The organism is Dactylosporangium darangshiense (assembly GCF_039537565.1).
Lineage (GTDB): Bacteria > Actinomycetota > Actinomycetes > Mycobacteriales > Micromonosporaceae > Dactylosporangium > Dactylosporangium darangshiense.
Window position 1 is genome coordinate 99,148 of sequence record NZ_BAABAT010000022.1, and the last position, 14,156, is coordinate 113,303.

Sequence of the window (14,156 nt, forward strand, 5' to 3'; positions counted from 1 at the left end):
CGGACGGCGGCCATATGCTTCGCCGGTGACCGACTGGTCGGCGCTCGATCACGCCTACACCGGCGACCCCGGCATGCCCGAGACACCCCAGATCCTCGTGGCGCTGCTCGACGAGGACCCGGCGGTGCAGAACCGGGCGCTCTACGACCTCCACGACCTCGTCCACCATCAGGGCGGCCTCTACAGCGCGGCCGCCCCTGCGGCCACCGCCGTCGTCGCGATGCTGCAGGACCCCCGCACCCGCACCCGGTCACGCCGCGAACCGGACGGGACGCCGCCGCGGTCCGGCTGACGGCCGCGCTGCTGCACTGGCTCAAGTCGGTCATGGAGGCCGTGACGGAGCCGGAGGAGTACCGGCGCGGCTACCCGGACGACGTCGCCGCGTGCCGCGCGCTTCGCCCGGCCGTCTACGAGGCGGCGCGGGCGATGCGCACGGATCCCGACCCGGCGGTCGGCGCCGAGGCGCTGGGCGTGCTCTCCGCCTGCCTGCTCGACGCCGCCGAGCTCGCGCAGCATCGGGCCGAGGTGGCGCGGTGGCTGAGCGCTGCCGGCGGCCATCGACCGCGCGGCGCCGGGCGACCGGCGCCGGTCCTTGCCGCGTTCCTCGCCGGCGGACCCGTCATCGACGTCGGCGACTGGAGGGACCGGCTGCGCAGGAAGGCGTTGCAGGAGCTCGCAGAAAATATCAGCCCACCGCAACCATGACCGGGGCGTTGCGCAGCGCAACCCGGCGCGGCAGCACGATCATGAACGCGATGTAGAGGGCGACCAGCAGCAGCGGGCCCGGGCCCGTGGCGAAGAACGAGCCGAGCAGCCACACCACGGGCCAGAGGCCGAGCATCCACTTCGGCAGCAGGCCGGTGCGCCACGATCCGGCGGCGAGCAGCGCGAGCGCGATCAGCGTCAGGAACGAGCCGAGCACGTACGTTGGGCCCCAGCGCAGCTCGGCGCCGGCGAGGGCCGACGCGCCGCACTGGACCGCCAGCACCGCGCAGGCGATGGCGTTGAGCCAAGTGCCGATCGCGCCGAGTCTTCCGTCGCGGCCGTGTTGCAGCCGGTGTACCGCAAAAGCGTGCACGATGCCGACGATGGCGATCGGCACGCCGGTGGCGGTATACCAGTAGTCGGCGGCGGAGCGGAACTCGCCGCCGTCGACCGTGGTCCAGAAGGTGGCGACAATCGCGAAGACGATCAGGGCGACGATGCCGATACCGAGCGCGACCTGGACGATGCGGACCATCCTCGCATCGGTTGCTGGAGTTGTCATGGCGAGGACGCTAGGCAGGACGGAGGCCTGAATCGTCGTCCCGCCGAGGTCGTTCGCCAGGAGGACGCCACCGGCGAGCGGGCCCTCCTACGCTGGCGGGCGTGCATCGCGTTTCGAGGGTCGACGCAGGCGTCGCGGCCGGCTTCGCGCTGGCCGGCGTCGCGGAGGCGGTCCTCGCCGGTCACGCGGGAGCCGGCCACCGGCTGCTGAACGCGGTCGGCGCGGCTCTGCTCGCGGCGCTCGGCGTGCGCCGATGGCGCCCGGCGCTCGCGATCGGCGCGGTCGGCTTCGCGGGCGTGCTCGTGGCGGTGGTCCCCCACCTCGCGTGGCCGCCCGCCGGCGCCGAGATGACGGTGCCGATGCTCGCGCTCATGGTGGCGTCGTACTCCCTCGGCGCGCACAGTCGCACCCGCGCGGTGCTGGTGCTCGGCGTCCTGCTCCCGCTGGCGGTCGTGCTCGCCTCCGACCTCACCGCTCGGATGCGCGGCTGGCCGCTGCTCAACGGCGTCCTGTTCGTCACGCTGTTCCTGGGGCTCGTCCCGATGCTCGTCGGGCGGGCCGTGCGGGCTCGGCAGCAGCGCCTGACGGTGCTGCGCGAGCAGCGCGAGCGGATCGAGGGCGAGCAGCGCGCCAACGCGCGCTCGGCGGTGCTCGCCGAGCGGCTGACCATGCTGGAACGGCTGCGCCCGACGCTGCTGCGCGGCATGCGCGCGCTGTCCGACGACGCCGAGGCCGGCGCGGACCCGCGAACGGTTGAGGACGCCGCCCGGGAGTTGCTCACCCGCACCCGCGAGGAGGTCGTCGCGCTGACGGCTCCGGCCGGCGAGGCCGCGCATGCGGCAGCGCCCGTCGCCGACCACCTGCCGGCCCTGCGCAGCGCCGCCCAGCCGTGGGTCGCCCTCGCGGCGGGCGCGCTCGCGGCCGGGCTCGCCGTCGAGTCGGTCGGCGCGCTGGCCGTCCCCGCCGCCGGCTGGGTCGCCGTGCTCGCGAGCGTCGCGATCGGCCTGCCGCTCGTGGCGGGGTGGCGGCTGCCGGTGACGTCGGCCGCGACGGCCTGGCTCGCCACCGCGGCGTACTCGCACTTCGGGGCCCCGCTCGTCGGCAGCCTGTCGGAGACCGCGATCGCTTTCGCCACAGCGTTCACGGTCGGCGCGCTGTCGCGGCGCCGGACGGCGGTGGCCGGCCTCGTCGTGTGCTGGGCCGGCCACGCCGCGACGGCCGCCAACCCCGAGATCATCGGCGACGAGGCGGCGATCCTCGTGTTCTGGCTCGGCGGGCTCGCGGTCAACGAGGTGAGCCGGCTGGTCGAGCAGACCCGGGCGAACAACGAACTGCTCGCCGGGCAGGAGGGGGCGGCGGCCCGTCGCGCGGTCGTGAGCGAGCGCGTCCGGATGGCGCGCGAGCTCCACGACGTCATCGGCCACAGCCTCACGGTCGTCGCGCTGCAGGCGGGGGCCGCGCGACGGCTGTCGGCGACGGACCCGGCGCGGGCGGCCGAGGTGATGCGCACGATCGCCGCCGCCGCGCGCGAGGGCGTGGCCGCGCTGGAGCCCGCCGACGCCGCGCCGGACCTCGAGGCGATCATCGACGGGACCCGCGCCACGGGCCTGCCGGTGGACGCGGACGTCGCGGAGACGGACGCGCTGGAGCCGTGGCAGCGGGAGGTGGTGCTGCGGGTGGTCCAGGAGGCGCTCACCAACGTGCTGCGGCACGGCCCCGGCTCGCGGGCCACGGTCGCGGTACACCGGGACGCTGTGCAGGTCCGGGTGCGGGTCACGAACACGCCGCCCACCCGTCCGGGCAGCGGCCCCGTGATGGGTCGCGGCCTGGCCGGCATCCGGGAGCGGGTCGCCATCGCCGGCGGCCGGGTGAGCTGGGGCCCCCGCGACGACGGCGGCTTCGAGGTGCAGGCCGTGCTGCCGCTGCCCGCACCGGCGAACGCGGAGGCGCCGGCATGATCCGCATCGTGATCGCCGACGACCAGCCACTCGTGCGCAGCGGCCTGCGGATGATCCTCGAGGCCGAGCCCGACATCTCGGTCGTGGCGGAGGCGGCCGACGGCGACGAGGCGGTCGCCGTCGTCCTGGCCGAGCGCCCGGACGTGCTCCTGCTCGACGTGCAGATGCCCGGCGCCGACGGCATCGCCGCGCTGCAGCGCATCGCCGCCGCCGACGCCCCGACGCGGGTGCTGATCCTGACGACGTTCGACCTCGACGAGTACGTCCACCGTGCGATGCGCGCCGGCGCCTCGGGCTTCCTGCTCAAGGACATGCCGGGCGAGGACATCGTCGCGGCGGTACGCCAGGCCGCCCGCGGCGCCGACCCGCTGCTGGCGCCGTCGGTGACCAGGCGCCTCATCGAGCGGTTCGCGGCCGCGCCGCCGAAGCCCGACACCGCGGAGCTGGACCGGCTGACCGCCCGCGAGGTCGAGGTGCTGCGCCTGATCGGGCGCGGCATGTCCAACGCCGAGATCGCCCGCGCGCTGTTCATCGGCGAGACGACGGTGAAGACCCACGTTGCCCGGGTCCTGATGAAGCTTGGCCTGCGCGACCGCGTCCACGCCGCGATCGCCGCGCACCGAGCCGGCCTGGCGTAACTCGTGCTCCGCCGAATACTGCCCATCGACAGCCTGTAGCAGTGCCCACGAGCATCGCCATGACGGCGATCCCGTTCCGCATTGCGGATGCTCCAGCATCACCGGACGCCGACGGCCGCCTCAGGCGAGGAGCGGAAGCTGGGCGGCGTGGACGGCGCCGTGCAGGGGCTCACCGGCGACGAAGCGCTCGACCTCGGCCACTGCGTACTCCCCCAGCCGGCGCACCTCGCTGCCCTGCGCGCCGGCCAGGTGCGGCGTGATCCACACGTTGGGCAGCGCCAGCAGCGGATGACCGGCGGGCAGCGGCTCGGGTTCGGTGACGTCCAGGCAGGCGTCGATGCGGCCGGCCGCGCAGGCGCAGGCGAGGGCGTCGGTGTCCACGAGCGTGCCGCGGGCGGTGTTGACGACGATCGCGCCGTGCGGCAGCAGGGCCAGGCGGCGCTCGTCGAGCAGGTGGTGTGTCTCCGGCAGCGCGGGCGCGTGCAGGGTCAGCACGTCGCAGCGGCGGCACAGCTCGTCGAGGTCGGCGAGCCCGGCGCCGAGCGCGGCCGCGGCCGGCGGGTCGAGGTACGGGTCGGCGACCAGCACCCGGTGGCCGGCGGCGACGAGCCGGGCGATCACGCCGCGGCCGATCCGCGACGCGCCGACGACGCCGATGACGCGCCCGTCGTTGCCAGGGCGGGTGCCGAACGGCGGCAGGCCGCCGCCGAAGTCCGCGGCCTCGCGGGCCAGGCGGAACGCGCGCTTGCCGGCGAGGGTGATCACCGCGACGGTGAAGTCGACGACGGGCGCCGCGTTGGCGTCGGCGGCGGAGGAGACGGCGATGCCGCGGGCGAACACCTCCGGGCCGACGTGGCCCTTCACCGAGCCGGCGGCGTGCACGACCGCGCGCAGGCGCGGCGCGGCGTCGAGCACCGCCGGGGTCAGCGGCGGGCACAGCCAGCCGGTGACGAGGACCTCGACGCCGGCCAGCACGGCCGGGTCGTCGAAGTCCTCGACCGGGTCCGGCCGGACGAGACGCAGCGTGCCGGCGAGGCGGGCCATGAGGTCGCCGGGCAGCACCGCCGGGACCACCTTGCGGGACATCGCCAGCAGGCCGGCCGGTGTGGTCGCCACGGCTACCGGACCGCCCCGGTGACGAGGTCGATCCGCCAGTACCGCTGCAGGGACAGGAACAGGGCGATGACCGGCAGCACCGACAGCAGCGTGCCGGTGATGACCAGCGAGTAGAGCGACGCCTCGGCGGCGCCGTGGCGCAGCATGCTGTACAGCCCGACGGTCAGCGGGAACTTGCTGTCGTCGGCGACCATCACGAACGGCAGCAGGAAGTTGTTCCAGATCACGATGAACTGCAGCAGGAACACGGTGATGAGCCCGGGCGTCATGAGCCGCAGGCCGACCGACCGGAACAGCCGGAACTCCCCCGCGCCGTCGATGCGCCCGGCCTCCAGCAGCGAGTCCTCGACCGCCGCGGCGGCGTAGATGCGGCACAGGTAGATGCCGTACGGGTTGAACAGCTGCGGCAGGATCACGCCGAGGTAGCTGTCGTTGAGCCCGGCGTGCGACAGCAGCAGGTACTGCGGGATCGCCAGCACGATCTGCGGCAGCAGCACGCCGGCGAGGATCACGTTGAACAGCGCCGTGCGGCCGGCGAACTCGTACTTCGCCAGCGCGTACCCGGTCGCCGCGGAGACCGCCGAGGCCAGGACCCCGCCGACGAACGCATACAGGAAGCTGTTGAACATCCAGCGCCAGAAGATGCCGCCGTGGTACGCCGAGAGCTCCCGGATGTTGCGCACCAGCCCGTCGTCGAGGCTCGGTACGTACGTCGCGGTGGAGAACAGGTGCGCGGGCGACTTGGTGGCGGCGATGAGGATCCACAGCGTCGGCACGATGCAGTAGACGGCGCCGAGGACCAGCGCCGCCGTCGGCAGCAGGGCGATACCGCGCCGGCCCGGGGTTCCCGGCTCGCGGGTTCCCGCCCGCTCTCGCGGCGGGGCGGGCGCGACGGTCGCGGCGGTCATCGGCCACCCCCGGCGACGCGGGCCTGCACGACGCGCGCGGCGACGAACGACACGGCCAGCGCCGCCACGGCGAGGACCACGGAGGTCGCCGCGGCCGAGTAGATGTCGGAGTTGACGAACGCGTCGGTGTACACCTTCATGAGCGGCACCCAGGTCGAGGAGATGGCGTTGGACAACGGCTTGAGGGTGTTGGGCTCGTTGAACAGCTGAGCCGAGGCCAGCACGGTGAACAGCGTGCACATGGTGATCGCGGGCAGCACCAGCGGCACCTTGATGCGCAGCGCGATCTGCAGCTCGGAGCAGCCGTCCATGCGGGCCGCCTCGTAGATCTCCGGCGGCAGGGCGCGCAGCGCGGTGTAGATGACGACCATGTTGAAGCCGACCGCGCCCCACACGGCGATGTTGGCCACCGAGCCGTAGACGCCGGTGGCGCCGAAGTAGTCGATGTGGTCGCCGCCGATGGGGCTCGTGGCGGGCAGGTACATGAAGCCCCACAGCAGCGTGGCGATCACGCCGGGCACCGCGTACGGCAGGAAGATCAGCAGCCGGGCGGCGCGGGTGAACCGGGCCCGGGCGGTGTCCAGCAGCAGGGCGAACAGCAGCGCCAGGCCGATGGTGACCGGGATCGTGATCGCGCCGACCTCGAGCATCCGCAGCGCGCTCGACCACAGCTCGCCGTCGGTGAGGACCTGGCGGTAGTTGTCCAGCCCGACCCAGACCACCTTGGAGCCGGTGCCGAGCAGCCCGCCGGAGACCTTGCGCCGCTGCAGGCTCAGCACCACGGCGTAGGCGCCCGGCGCCAGGATGAACAGCACGAACAGCAGCACCGCCGGCAGGACCAGCACGTACGGCAGCGCGCTGCGCCGCCGCCGGGTCCCGCGGGCCGGTGCCTGGGAAGTTTGCGTCGTCATCGTCCGCTTCCGTCGTCGGGTGGCGGGCCCGCGGGTGCCGCGGGCCCGCCACGAGGCCTAGCCGAGGGTGAAGCCGAGCTTCTTCATGTCGGCCGTGGTGCTCTCCTGGATGGTGTCCAGCGCGGCGCCGAAGGAGGTGCCGTTCTGCAGCGCCGCGCCGAAGGCGTCGGTGTAGCCGCGGAAGGTGACAGTGACGTTCGGGCCCCAGATCGAGAAGCTGCGCGAGGACGGCGCGACCTGCTTGACGACGGAGTAGAAGTCCGGCTGGTTGGGCAGGAACGCCGGGGGCTTGGCCAGGATGGGCAGCGAGCGGCCGGAGGTCGAGGCGGGGTACACGTTGATGTTCTCGACCTGGGCGGCCACGGCGGCGTCGTCGGAGTTGAGCCAGGACACGAACTGCGCGGCCTGCGCCGGGTGCGCGGAGTCGGCGGTGACGGTCACGGCCGAGCCGCCCCAGATGCCGGTGGTCTTGTCGCCGGCGGTCCAGGCCGGCAGCGGCGCCGCGGCCCACTTGCCCTTCGTGTCCGGTGCGATGCCGCCGAGCTGGGCGGGCGCCCAGGCGCCGGAGATCCAGGAGGCGATGCTGCCGTCGTTCATCTGCTTGTTCCACTGCGGGGAGAACGACGGGTTCTTCAGCACCAGGCCGTTCTTGACCAGGCCCTCCCAGTAGTCGGCGACCTTCTTCGACTCGGGCCCGTTGATGTTCACCTTCCACGTGGTACCGCTGGCGGTCCACCAGTTGGCGCCCGCCTGCTGCACCAGGCCGGTGAACCAGCCCGGGTCGGCGGCGTCGAAGTTCGTCATCGACACGTTGGGCGCCTTCTGGTGCAGGGTGGCGGCCTCCTGCGCGTACTGCTCCCAGGTCGTCGGCACTGCCAGCCCGTACTGCGCGAAGATGTCGGCGCGGTAGAACAGCATGAGCGGTGCGACGTCCTGCGGGATGCCGTAGACCTTGCCCTCGAGCTTCGTCGCGCTCAGGGTCGCGTCGTCGAAGTTGGCGACCGCGGTCTTGGTGTACTCGGTGATGTCACGCACGACGCCGTTGGAGACGAGCGCCGGCAGCGACTGGTACTCCACCTTGGCGATGTCCGGGCCGTTCTTGGCCTGGTGCGCGGTGATCATCTTGGCGACGAGCTGGTCGCCGCCGGCGGGGTTGGTCAGCGTGACGTGGATGTCGGGGTGGGCGTTGTTCCACAGCGCCACCACCTTGTCCATGTTCGGGTCCCAGTCCCAGAAGGACAGGTCGACCTTGCCGCCGGCGGCGCTGCCGGACGCGTCGGGGCTCTTGTCGTCGCCGGAGCAGCCGGCCGTGAAGGTGAGCGCGGCGGCCAGCAGGCCGGCCAGCAGCGCACCGGATCGTGTACGGAAAGAATTCATGGCGGTTCCTCACTTGGGGTGTGGGCGAGGCGCGTCAGATGCTTTTCCTAAGACTTAAGGTAAGTCTTGAGAATCATGGGGTCAACGGTCGAAACACGGATCAGGCGGCGGGGACCGGACGGTCCGCGCCGAGCAGGCCGAGCTCGCGCAGCTCGGCCCAGAAGGCCGCGGGGATCGGGTGCGCGGCCGCGGCCAGGTTGCGCTCGAGCTCGCCGGCCGACTTGGCGCCGATGAGCACCGAGGCGGCCGCCGGGTGGGCGGCCGCGAACCGCAGGGCGGCGGCGACCAGCGGCACGCCGTGGCGCCGGCCGGCCTCCTCCATGCGGGACACACGCTGCAGGACCTCGGGCGGCGCGGGCCGGTAGTCGTACTGCGCGCCCGGCACCGCGCCGGTGGCCAGGATGCCGCCGTTGAGCACGGCGCCGAGCACGACCGTCACGCCCCGCCGCTCGCACGCGGCGAACAGCTCGTCCGCCTCGTACTGCTGCAGCAGCGTGTAGCGGTTGGCCAGCAGGATGACGTCCATGTCGGTCTCGCGCACGAACCGGTGCAGCATCGCCGTCTGGTTCATGCCCGCGCCGACGGCGCCGACCGCACCGCTCGCGCGCAGCTCGGCCAGCACCGGCCACGCCTCGTCGATCGCCGCGGCCCAGTGGTCGTCGGGGTCGTGCAGGTACACGATGTCGACGCGGTCCGTGCCCAGCCGCCGCAGGCTCTCGTCGAGCTGGCGGCGGATCGCGTCCCGGCCGAAGTCGAAGACCGTCGTGCCGCCGGGCACCACGCTGCGGCCGACCTTCGTGGACACCACCAGCCGGGTGGGGTCCCGCCCGGCCAGGAACGCACCGAGGCGCTCCTCGGCCAGGCCGGCGCCGTAGAACGGGGCCGTGTCGAAGTACCGAATGCCCAGCTCCTCGGCCCGCTGCAGGCAGCGCTGCGCCGCCGGGGCGTCGACCAGCTCGGGGAGGATGCCCAAGGGAGCGGTGCCGAGCGCGAACGGGCCGAGCGGCGCCCTCATCGGCTCGCCCAGACCAGCCCGCGCGCGGTGAGGGTGCGCACCTCGGGCTGCAGCAGGTCCTCGACGCGGTGCCCGATGGCGGAGAAGAAGATCCGCCCGCGGCCCCACTGCCGCGTCCACACCACCGGCATGGCGACCGGCCCGTCGCCCTGCCCGCCGTCGCCGGGCTCCACGACCGTGCTGGCCAGGGTCCGGTTGCGGGCGTCGGTGAGCATCCAGTACTGCTCGGTGTGCACGGTGAACTCGTCGATCCCGGCGACGATGGGATGCTGCGCGTGCTCCGGCTCGACCCGCACCCGGTGGTCGAGGAACTCCGCGGGGTGGTGCAGGAACAGCCCGCCCACCATCCGCAGGTACTCGCGGTCCTCGGCGAACGTGGCGACCAGCCCGCCGTGCCAGCCGGCCAGACCGGTGCCGTTGTGCACGGCCCGGCGCAGGCCCTCGCTCTGCGCCGCGGTGAGGGTGCCGTCGGTCCAGCACTGCACGATGAGGTCCGTGCGCGCGAGGAGTGCCTCGTCGCGGTACACGTCGAGGTCCTCGGCGACGCTCACCTCGAAGCCGGCGGCGTCGAGGTCGGGCCGGAACAGCTCCGTGGTCTCGACCGGGGCGTGCCCCTCCCAGCCGCCGCGCACGACGAGGGCCCGCCGCGCGGTGGCCGTCACCGCCGCCCCGCCGGGTCGGCGGTCCAGTCCGGCAGCGTCAGGGGCGTGCGCTGCAGGCCGATCCACTGCCGCCTGGTGAAGCCCGGCATCTGGTTCTCCGCGCCGTGGCGGGCGTGTGCGTCGTTGACGTGCACCTCGCCGGCCTGCAGCCGCTCGGCGACGCCCAGGCCCCGGATCAGGTCGGCCGAGAAGACCGAGTTCATCAGCATCGGGTACCCGTTGACCAGCTCGATCGCATCTTCCTCGGACTCCACCACGGTGATCGGGATGACCGGGCCGAAGATCTCGTCCCGGAACGCCGGCATGTCCGCCGTGACGCCCGTCAGCACCGTCGGGCGGTAGAAGAGGCCATCGTACGTGCCGCCGGCGGCGACGGTCGCGCCCATGGCAACCGAGGGCTCGACGATCTCGCGGTGCAGGCGGTCCCGCTGGGCCTCGCTGATGAGCGGGCCGAGGTCGGTCCCGGCGGCGAACGGGTCGCCGACGGTGAGCGCCTCGGCGCGGCGCGTCACCGCGTCGATGTAGCGCTCGGCCACGGCCCGCTGCACGATGTGCCGGCTGGCGCTGATGCAGGTCTGGCCCTGGAACTCCAGCGACGCCACCATGGCGGCCGAGGCGGCCAGGTCGACGTCGGCGTCGTCGAGGACCACGAAGGCGTTGGAGCCGCCCAGCTCGAGGCGGACCGCGCGCAGGTCGGCGGCGGCCGACGCGGCGATGGCCACGCCGACGGCCCGGGAGCCGGTGAAGTCGAGCAGGTCGACGCCGCGGTGCTCGGCCAGCGCGTGGCCGGCGTCGGGCCCGTCGCCGGTGACGACGTTGAACACGCCGGGCGGCAGCCCGGCCGCGTCCGCCGCCTGCGCGAGCACCTGCCCGCCGATGATCGGGGTCAGCTCGGCCGGCTTGAGCACGACGGTGTTGCCGAACGCCAGGCCCGGTGCGACCGCGCGCATGGCGAGGTTCATCGGGTAGTTCCAGGGCGTGATGAGGCCGAGCACGCCGAGCGGCACGGCGCGGGACATCGACAGCTTGCCGGCCTTGTACGGCTGGAGCAGGTCGCCGGCCGAGTCGGTGGCCTGCACGGCGGAGATCTGCAGCTGGCGGATGCTGGCGCCGACCTCGTCCTCGGCCTTGGCCCGCACGCCGCCGGTCTCGCGCATGCTCTGCCGGACCAGGTCCTCGTAGTGCTGCTCGAGATAGGCGCAGAAGCGGCGCAGGTAGGCGGCCCGCTCGGGGGCGCCGAGCGCGGCCCAGCCGGGCTGTGCGGCGCGGGCGGCCCGCACGGCCAGGTCGACGTCGGCCGCGTCGGCGCGCCCGTAGGTGCCGATCGGTGCGCCGGTCGCCTTCTCCAGCACCGGGCCGGTGCGCCCGCCAACTGGGTCCCGGAACGTTCCGTCGATGTACAGCCGGCCGTCGGCGGCAGGAGCGGTCATGCGCAGACTCCCGTGGAGGTGCTTATGTTAAGACTTAAGGTAAGTGTCGAGCGAGCCCCCCGTCAATCCTTGATCGCGAGGTTCAGCGGGCCGGCAGCCGCTCGCCCGTGGCGAGGATCTGCACGACCGGCAGCGTGGCGGCGCCGAGCGCGACCGCGTCGGTGCCGAGCTCGCCGAGCTGGATCTGCAGCTGTCCGTAGAGATACGGCAGGGAGTGGCGGCGGGCGGCGGCCCGCACCGCCGGCAGGATCTGCGGGCCGATGACCTCGGCGACCCAGCCGGCGAGCACCACGCGGTCCGGCGCGAGCAGGTTGACGAGGTTGGCGATGCCGATGCCGAGGTACTCGGCGGTGGTGTCCAGCACGCCCGCGGCGGGGCCCGGTGCCTCCGCCCGCGCGGCCAGCTCGGCCAGCCGCGCCTCGGTGCCGACGGCCTCGATGGGCCGGCCGCCGGACAGCTCGGCGTAGCGCGACAGGACGGCCTCGGCGCCGACGTACGCCTCCAGGCAGCCCCGCGAACCGCACCGGCAGGGCGCCCCGCCGACCACGATGACCGTGTGGCCCCACTCGCTCGTGCTGCTCGTCGCGTCGCGCGAGGAGGGCCCGGTGGCCAGGGCCGCGCCGATGCCGACGCCGAGCAGCGCCACCACGCTGCGGCTCGTGCCCCGCCCGGCGCCGCGCCACATCTCGGCCTGGCCGAGCGTGCGGGCGCAGTTGTCGATGTACAGCGGGACGCGCACGCTCGTGGCGAGCATCTGGTCGAGGCGCACCCCGGACCAGCGCAGCGTCGGCGCGTGCACGGCGGTGCCGTCCGCGGTCGGCTGCACCGCGCCGGGCACGCCCACCCCGACCCCGAGCAGGGTCGCCGGGTCGACGCCGGCCTCGACGGTCACCTTGGCGATGCCGGAGCCGACCATCCAGGCCACCGCCTCCGGCTCCAGGCTGGTCTCGGCGATGGCGAACGTCGTGGAGGCGATGCGCTGCAGCGTCCAGTCGAACAGCCCGACCTGGACGTGCGTCTCGCCGATGTCGACCCCGACCACCTTGCCGAACTCGGGGCGCACCCGCAGCAGGGCCCGCGGGCGCCCGCCGTCGGAGTCCTCGGAGCCGACCTCGGCGACCATGCCGTCGTTGACCAGGTCGCCGACCACGTTGCTCACCGAGCCCGAGCTCAGCCCGGAGGCCTGCACCAGCTCCACCCGGCTGGCGGCGCCGATGTGGTAGATGTGCGACAGCAACGCCGCCCGGTTGCGCCGACGCAGGTCGCGCGTCGTATGGCGCATCGCGAGGGTCACGGCACCAATTCTGCCAGACACTCCCCGGATGGCGATCGGTCGCAGGTCTAGACCTGGTAGGCGGGCACGCCGAGCAGCTCGTCGACCGTCACGAACCGGTAGCCCCGGGCCAGCAGCCCCGCGATCGTCTCGCGCACCGCGACGACCGTCTCGGCGCGGTTGCCGCCCCGCCCGTCGAACCCGTCGTGGAAGATGAGGATCGAGCCGGGCCGCGTCTTGGCCACGGCGCGCCGCGCCATGCGGACGCCCGACGGCTGGAACACCTCCAGCGCGTGGCCGAACTCGCCGGCGACCGCGTGCAGCCCCCGCCGGCGCAGCATCCGCAGCAGCAGCGGCTGGCGCCACAGCCAGGGCGTGCGGGCCAGCGCCGGGGTCCGGCCGGTGACCTGCGCCAGGATGCCCTGTGTCCGCTCGACCTCCCGCTCGAAGGCCCTCGGCCGCAGGTACGTGCCGAAGCGGTGGCTCAGCGAGTGGTTGCCGACGACGTGGCCGGCGTCGATCACGCGCAGGGCGACCTCGGGGTGGCGCTCGACGCACTGCCCGACGTGGAAGAAGGTCGCCCGGATGTCGTGCGCCGCGAGGAGGTCGAGGATCTGCGAGGTGTACGGCTCGTTCGGGCCGTCGTCGAACGTCAGCGCCACCACCCGCTCGGCGTCGGGCCCGCGGTGGGGGTAGTCGCGCGACGACGGCGCGAACGGCGACATCAGCAGCCAGTAGGACACGCCGAGCCCGGCCGCGATCAGCAGGACGATGAGGACGATCATCGGACCGCCGCCTCGAACGAGCCCTCGGGGTCGCGGAACGCCGGCGCCGAGCCGAGCACGCGCCGGCCCGCCATCCGGTTCACGGCGTAGGTCAGCAGGTAATGCACCGGCAGTGTCACGAAGAGGTTGTACACCAGCCCCCGGTTGTGCCGCCGTCCCGACGTGAAGGTCGGGTTGCCGTGGTCGTAGACGATCCGGCCCCGCTTGCGCAGCCGGCGCAGCTGGTCGAGTTCGTCGCCGCCCTGCGTCATGCCGGTGTCGTACCCCGTCCATGCCTCGCGCCGGAAGGCGATGTTGGTCGCGCTCGCGTACACGGCGCGCCCGGTCAGCCGATAGACGCCGTTGACCGCCCCGAACAGCGCTCGGCCGTAGACCCGGCCCCAGCGCGGCCCGTCGGCGTACTCGCACGGCCCGACGACGGCGACGACGCGCTCGTCGCCGCGGAACAGCGCGTCGATCCGGCTGAGCCAGTCGCGGCCGTAGACCGTGTCGGCGTCCGCCGACACGACGATCTCACCGCGCGCCTCCTCCGTGCCCCGCTGGCGGGCGTTGCACACCCCCGGCACCGGCTCGGTCACGACGACCGCGCCGAAGTCCCGGGCGATGTCCGCGGTCTCGTCCGTGCAGTTGTTGTCGACCACGATGACCTCGAACACCCCGTCGAAGTCCTGCTTACGCAGCGACAGCAGCGCGTCGGTGACGTAGGCGGCCTCGTTGAAGCACGGGATGACGATGCTGAACCTGGGCCTGTCTGTCATGCGATGAGTCTTGGCCGACGGCCGCGCCGAATCGATCCGGATCTCCCCCGAATTCGAC

At 73.5% G+C, this 14,156-nt stretch carries 15 protein-coding genes; 4 read left to right on the forward strand and 11 right to left on the reverse strand.

All coding sequences use genetic code 11. The annotated features are described in order from the left end of the window. Positions 1-25 precede the first annotated feature (25 nt). Both ABD901_RS33195 and ABD901_RS33200 read left to right on the forward strand, forming a co-directional pair. Positions 26-292 (forward strand): hypothetical protein, encoded by a 267-nt coding sequence (locus tag ABD901_RS33195; protein WP_345132878.1) that lies wholly within the window; start codon positions 26-28, stop codon positions 290-292. Positions 293-324: 32 nt separating this feature from the next. After that, entirely contained in the window at positions 325-705 is a 381-nt protein-coding gene (locus ABD901_RS33200; RefSeq protein ID WP_345132880.1) for a hypothetical protein, read from the forward strand. On the opposite strand, the gene ABD901_RS33205 is transcribed toward ABD901_RS33200, so the two are convergent. After that, the gene (locus ABD901_RS33205; protein WP_345132882.1) at positions 686-1,267 is read right to left on the reverse strand and encodes a hypothetical protein; all 582 of its coding nucleotides are present in this window, start codon (positions 1,265-1,267) and stop codon (positions 686-688) included. The two genes, ABD901_RS33200 and ABD901_RS33205, sit on opposite strands and share 20 nt — an antisense overlap. Positions 1,268-1,368: 101 nt before the next feature. Between ABD901_RS33205 and ABD901_RS33210 the strand changes: the two genes are divergently transcribed. Together ABD901_RS33210 and ABD901_RS33215 are read left to right on the forward strand one after the other, a co-directional pair. Further along, positions 1,369-3,225 (forward strand): sensor histidine kinase, encoded by a 1,857-nt coding sequence (locus ABD901_RS33210; RefSeq protein ID WP_345132884.1) that lies wholly within the window; start codon positions 1,369-1,371, stop codon positions 3,223-3,225. Continuing rightward, the gene (locus ABD901_RS33215; RefSeq protein ID WP_345132885.1) at positions 3,222-3,863 is read left to right on the forward strand and encodes a response regulator; all 642 of its coding nucleotides are present in this window, start codon (positions 3,222-3,224) and stop codon (positions 3,861-3,863) included. Before ABD901_RS33210 ends, ABD901_RS33215 begins: the two co-directional genes overlap by 4 nt. Positions 3,864-3,983: 120 nt before the next feature. Here the strand turns inward: ABD901_RS33215 and ABD901_RS33220 are convergent, their stop codons facing one another. The 10 genes from ABD901_RS33220 to ABD901_RS33265 form a co-directional block, all read right to left on the reverse strand. Beyond that, positions 3,984-4,979 carry a hydroxyacid dehydrogenase gene (locus ABD901_RS33220; RefSeq protein ID WP_345132887.1) on the reverse strand — a complete coding sequence of 332 codons (996 nt, stop codon included), beginning with the start codon at positions 4,977-4,979 and terminating at the stop codon, positions 3,984-3,986. 2 nt (positions 4,980-4,981) lie between these two features. Then, positions 4,982-5,887 (reverse strand): carbohydrate ABC transporter permease, encoded by a 906-nt coding sequence (locus ABD901_RS33225; RefSeq protein ID WP_345132889.1) that lies wholly within the window; start codon positions 5,885-5,887, stop codon positions 4,982-4,984. Next, positions 5,884-6,798, reverse strand: a complete 915-nt coding sequence (locus ABD901_RS33230; RefSeq protein WP_345132892.1) for a carbohydrate ABC transporter permease — start codon at positions 6,796-6,798, stop codon at positions 5,884-5,886. The genes ABD901_RS33225 and ABD901_RS33230 overlap by 4 nt, the downstream gene beginning before the upstream one ends. Positions 6,799-6,855: 57 nt before the next feature. Then, the gene (locus ABD901_RS33235; RefSeq protein WP_345132894.1) at positions 6,856-8,175 is read right to left on the reverse strand and encodes an ABC transporter substrate-binding protein; all 1,320 of its coding nucleotides are present in this window, start codon (positions 8,173-8,175) and stop codon (positions 6,856-6,858) included. 100 nt (positions 8,176-8,275) lie between these two features. Beyond that, entirely contained in the window at positions 8,276-9,190 is a 915-nt protein-coding gene (locus ABD901_RS33240; protein WP_345132896.1) for an aldo/keto reductase, read from the reverse strand. After that, complete coding sequence (locus ABD901_RS33245; RefSeq protein WP_345132898.1) at positions 9,187-9,852, reverse strand: ThuA domain-containing protein; 666 nt, start codon at positions 9,850-9,852, stop codon at positions 9,187-9,189. The genes ABD901_RS33240 and ABD901_RS33245 overlap by 4 nt, the downstream gene beginning before the upstream one ends. Beyond that, positions 9,849-11,282: an aldehyde dehydrogenase family protein gene (locus ABD901_RS33250; RefSeq protein ID WP_345132900.1), complete on the reverse strand. Its 1,434-nt coding sequence runs from the start codon at positions 11,280-11,282 to the stop codon at positions 9,849-9,851. The genes ABD901_RS33245 and ABD901_RS33250 overlap by 4 nt, the downstream gene beginning before the upstream one ends. Before the next feature lie 82 nt (positions 11,283-11,364). Next, positions 11,365-12,576 (reverse strand): ROK family transcriptional regulator, encoded by a 1,212-nt coding sequence (locus ABD901_RS33255; protein ID WP_345132902.1) that lies wholly within the window; start codon positions 12,574-12,576, stop codon positions 11,365-11,367. Between the two features lie 47 nt (positions 12,577-12,623). After that, positions 12,624-13,340, reverse strand: coding sequence for a polysaccharide deacetylase family protein (locus ABD901_RS33260; protein WP_345132904.1), 717 nt, complete (start codon positions 13,338-13,340; stop codon positions 12,624-12,626). After that, positions 13,337-14,098 carry a glycosyltransferase family 2 protein gene (locus tag ABD901_RS33265; protein ID WP_345132905.1) on the reverse strand — a complete coding sequence of 254 codons (762 nt, stop codon included), beginning with the start codon at positions 14,096-14,098 and terminating at the stop codon, positions 13,337-13,339. Before ABD901_RS33265 ends, ABD901_RS33260 begins: the two co-directional genes overlap by 4 nt. Positions 14,099-14,156: the final 58 nt, after the last annotated feature.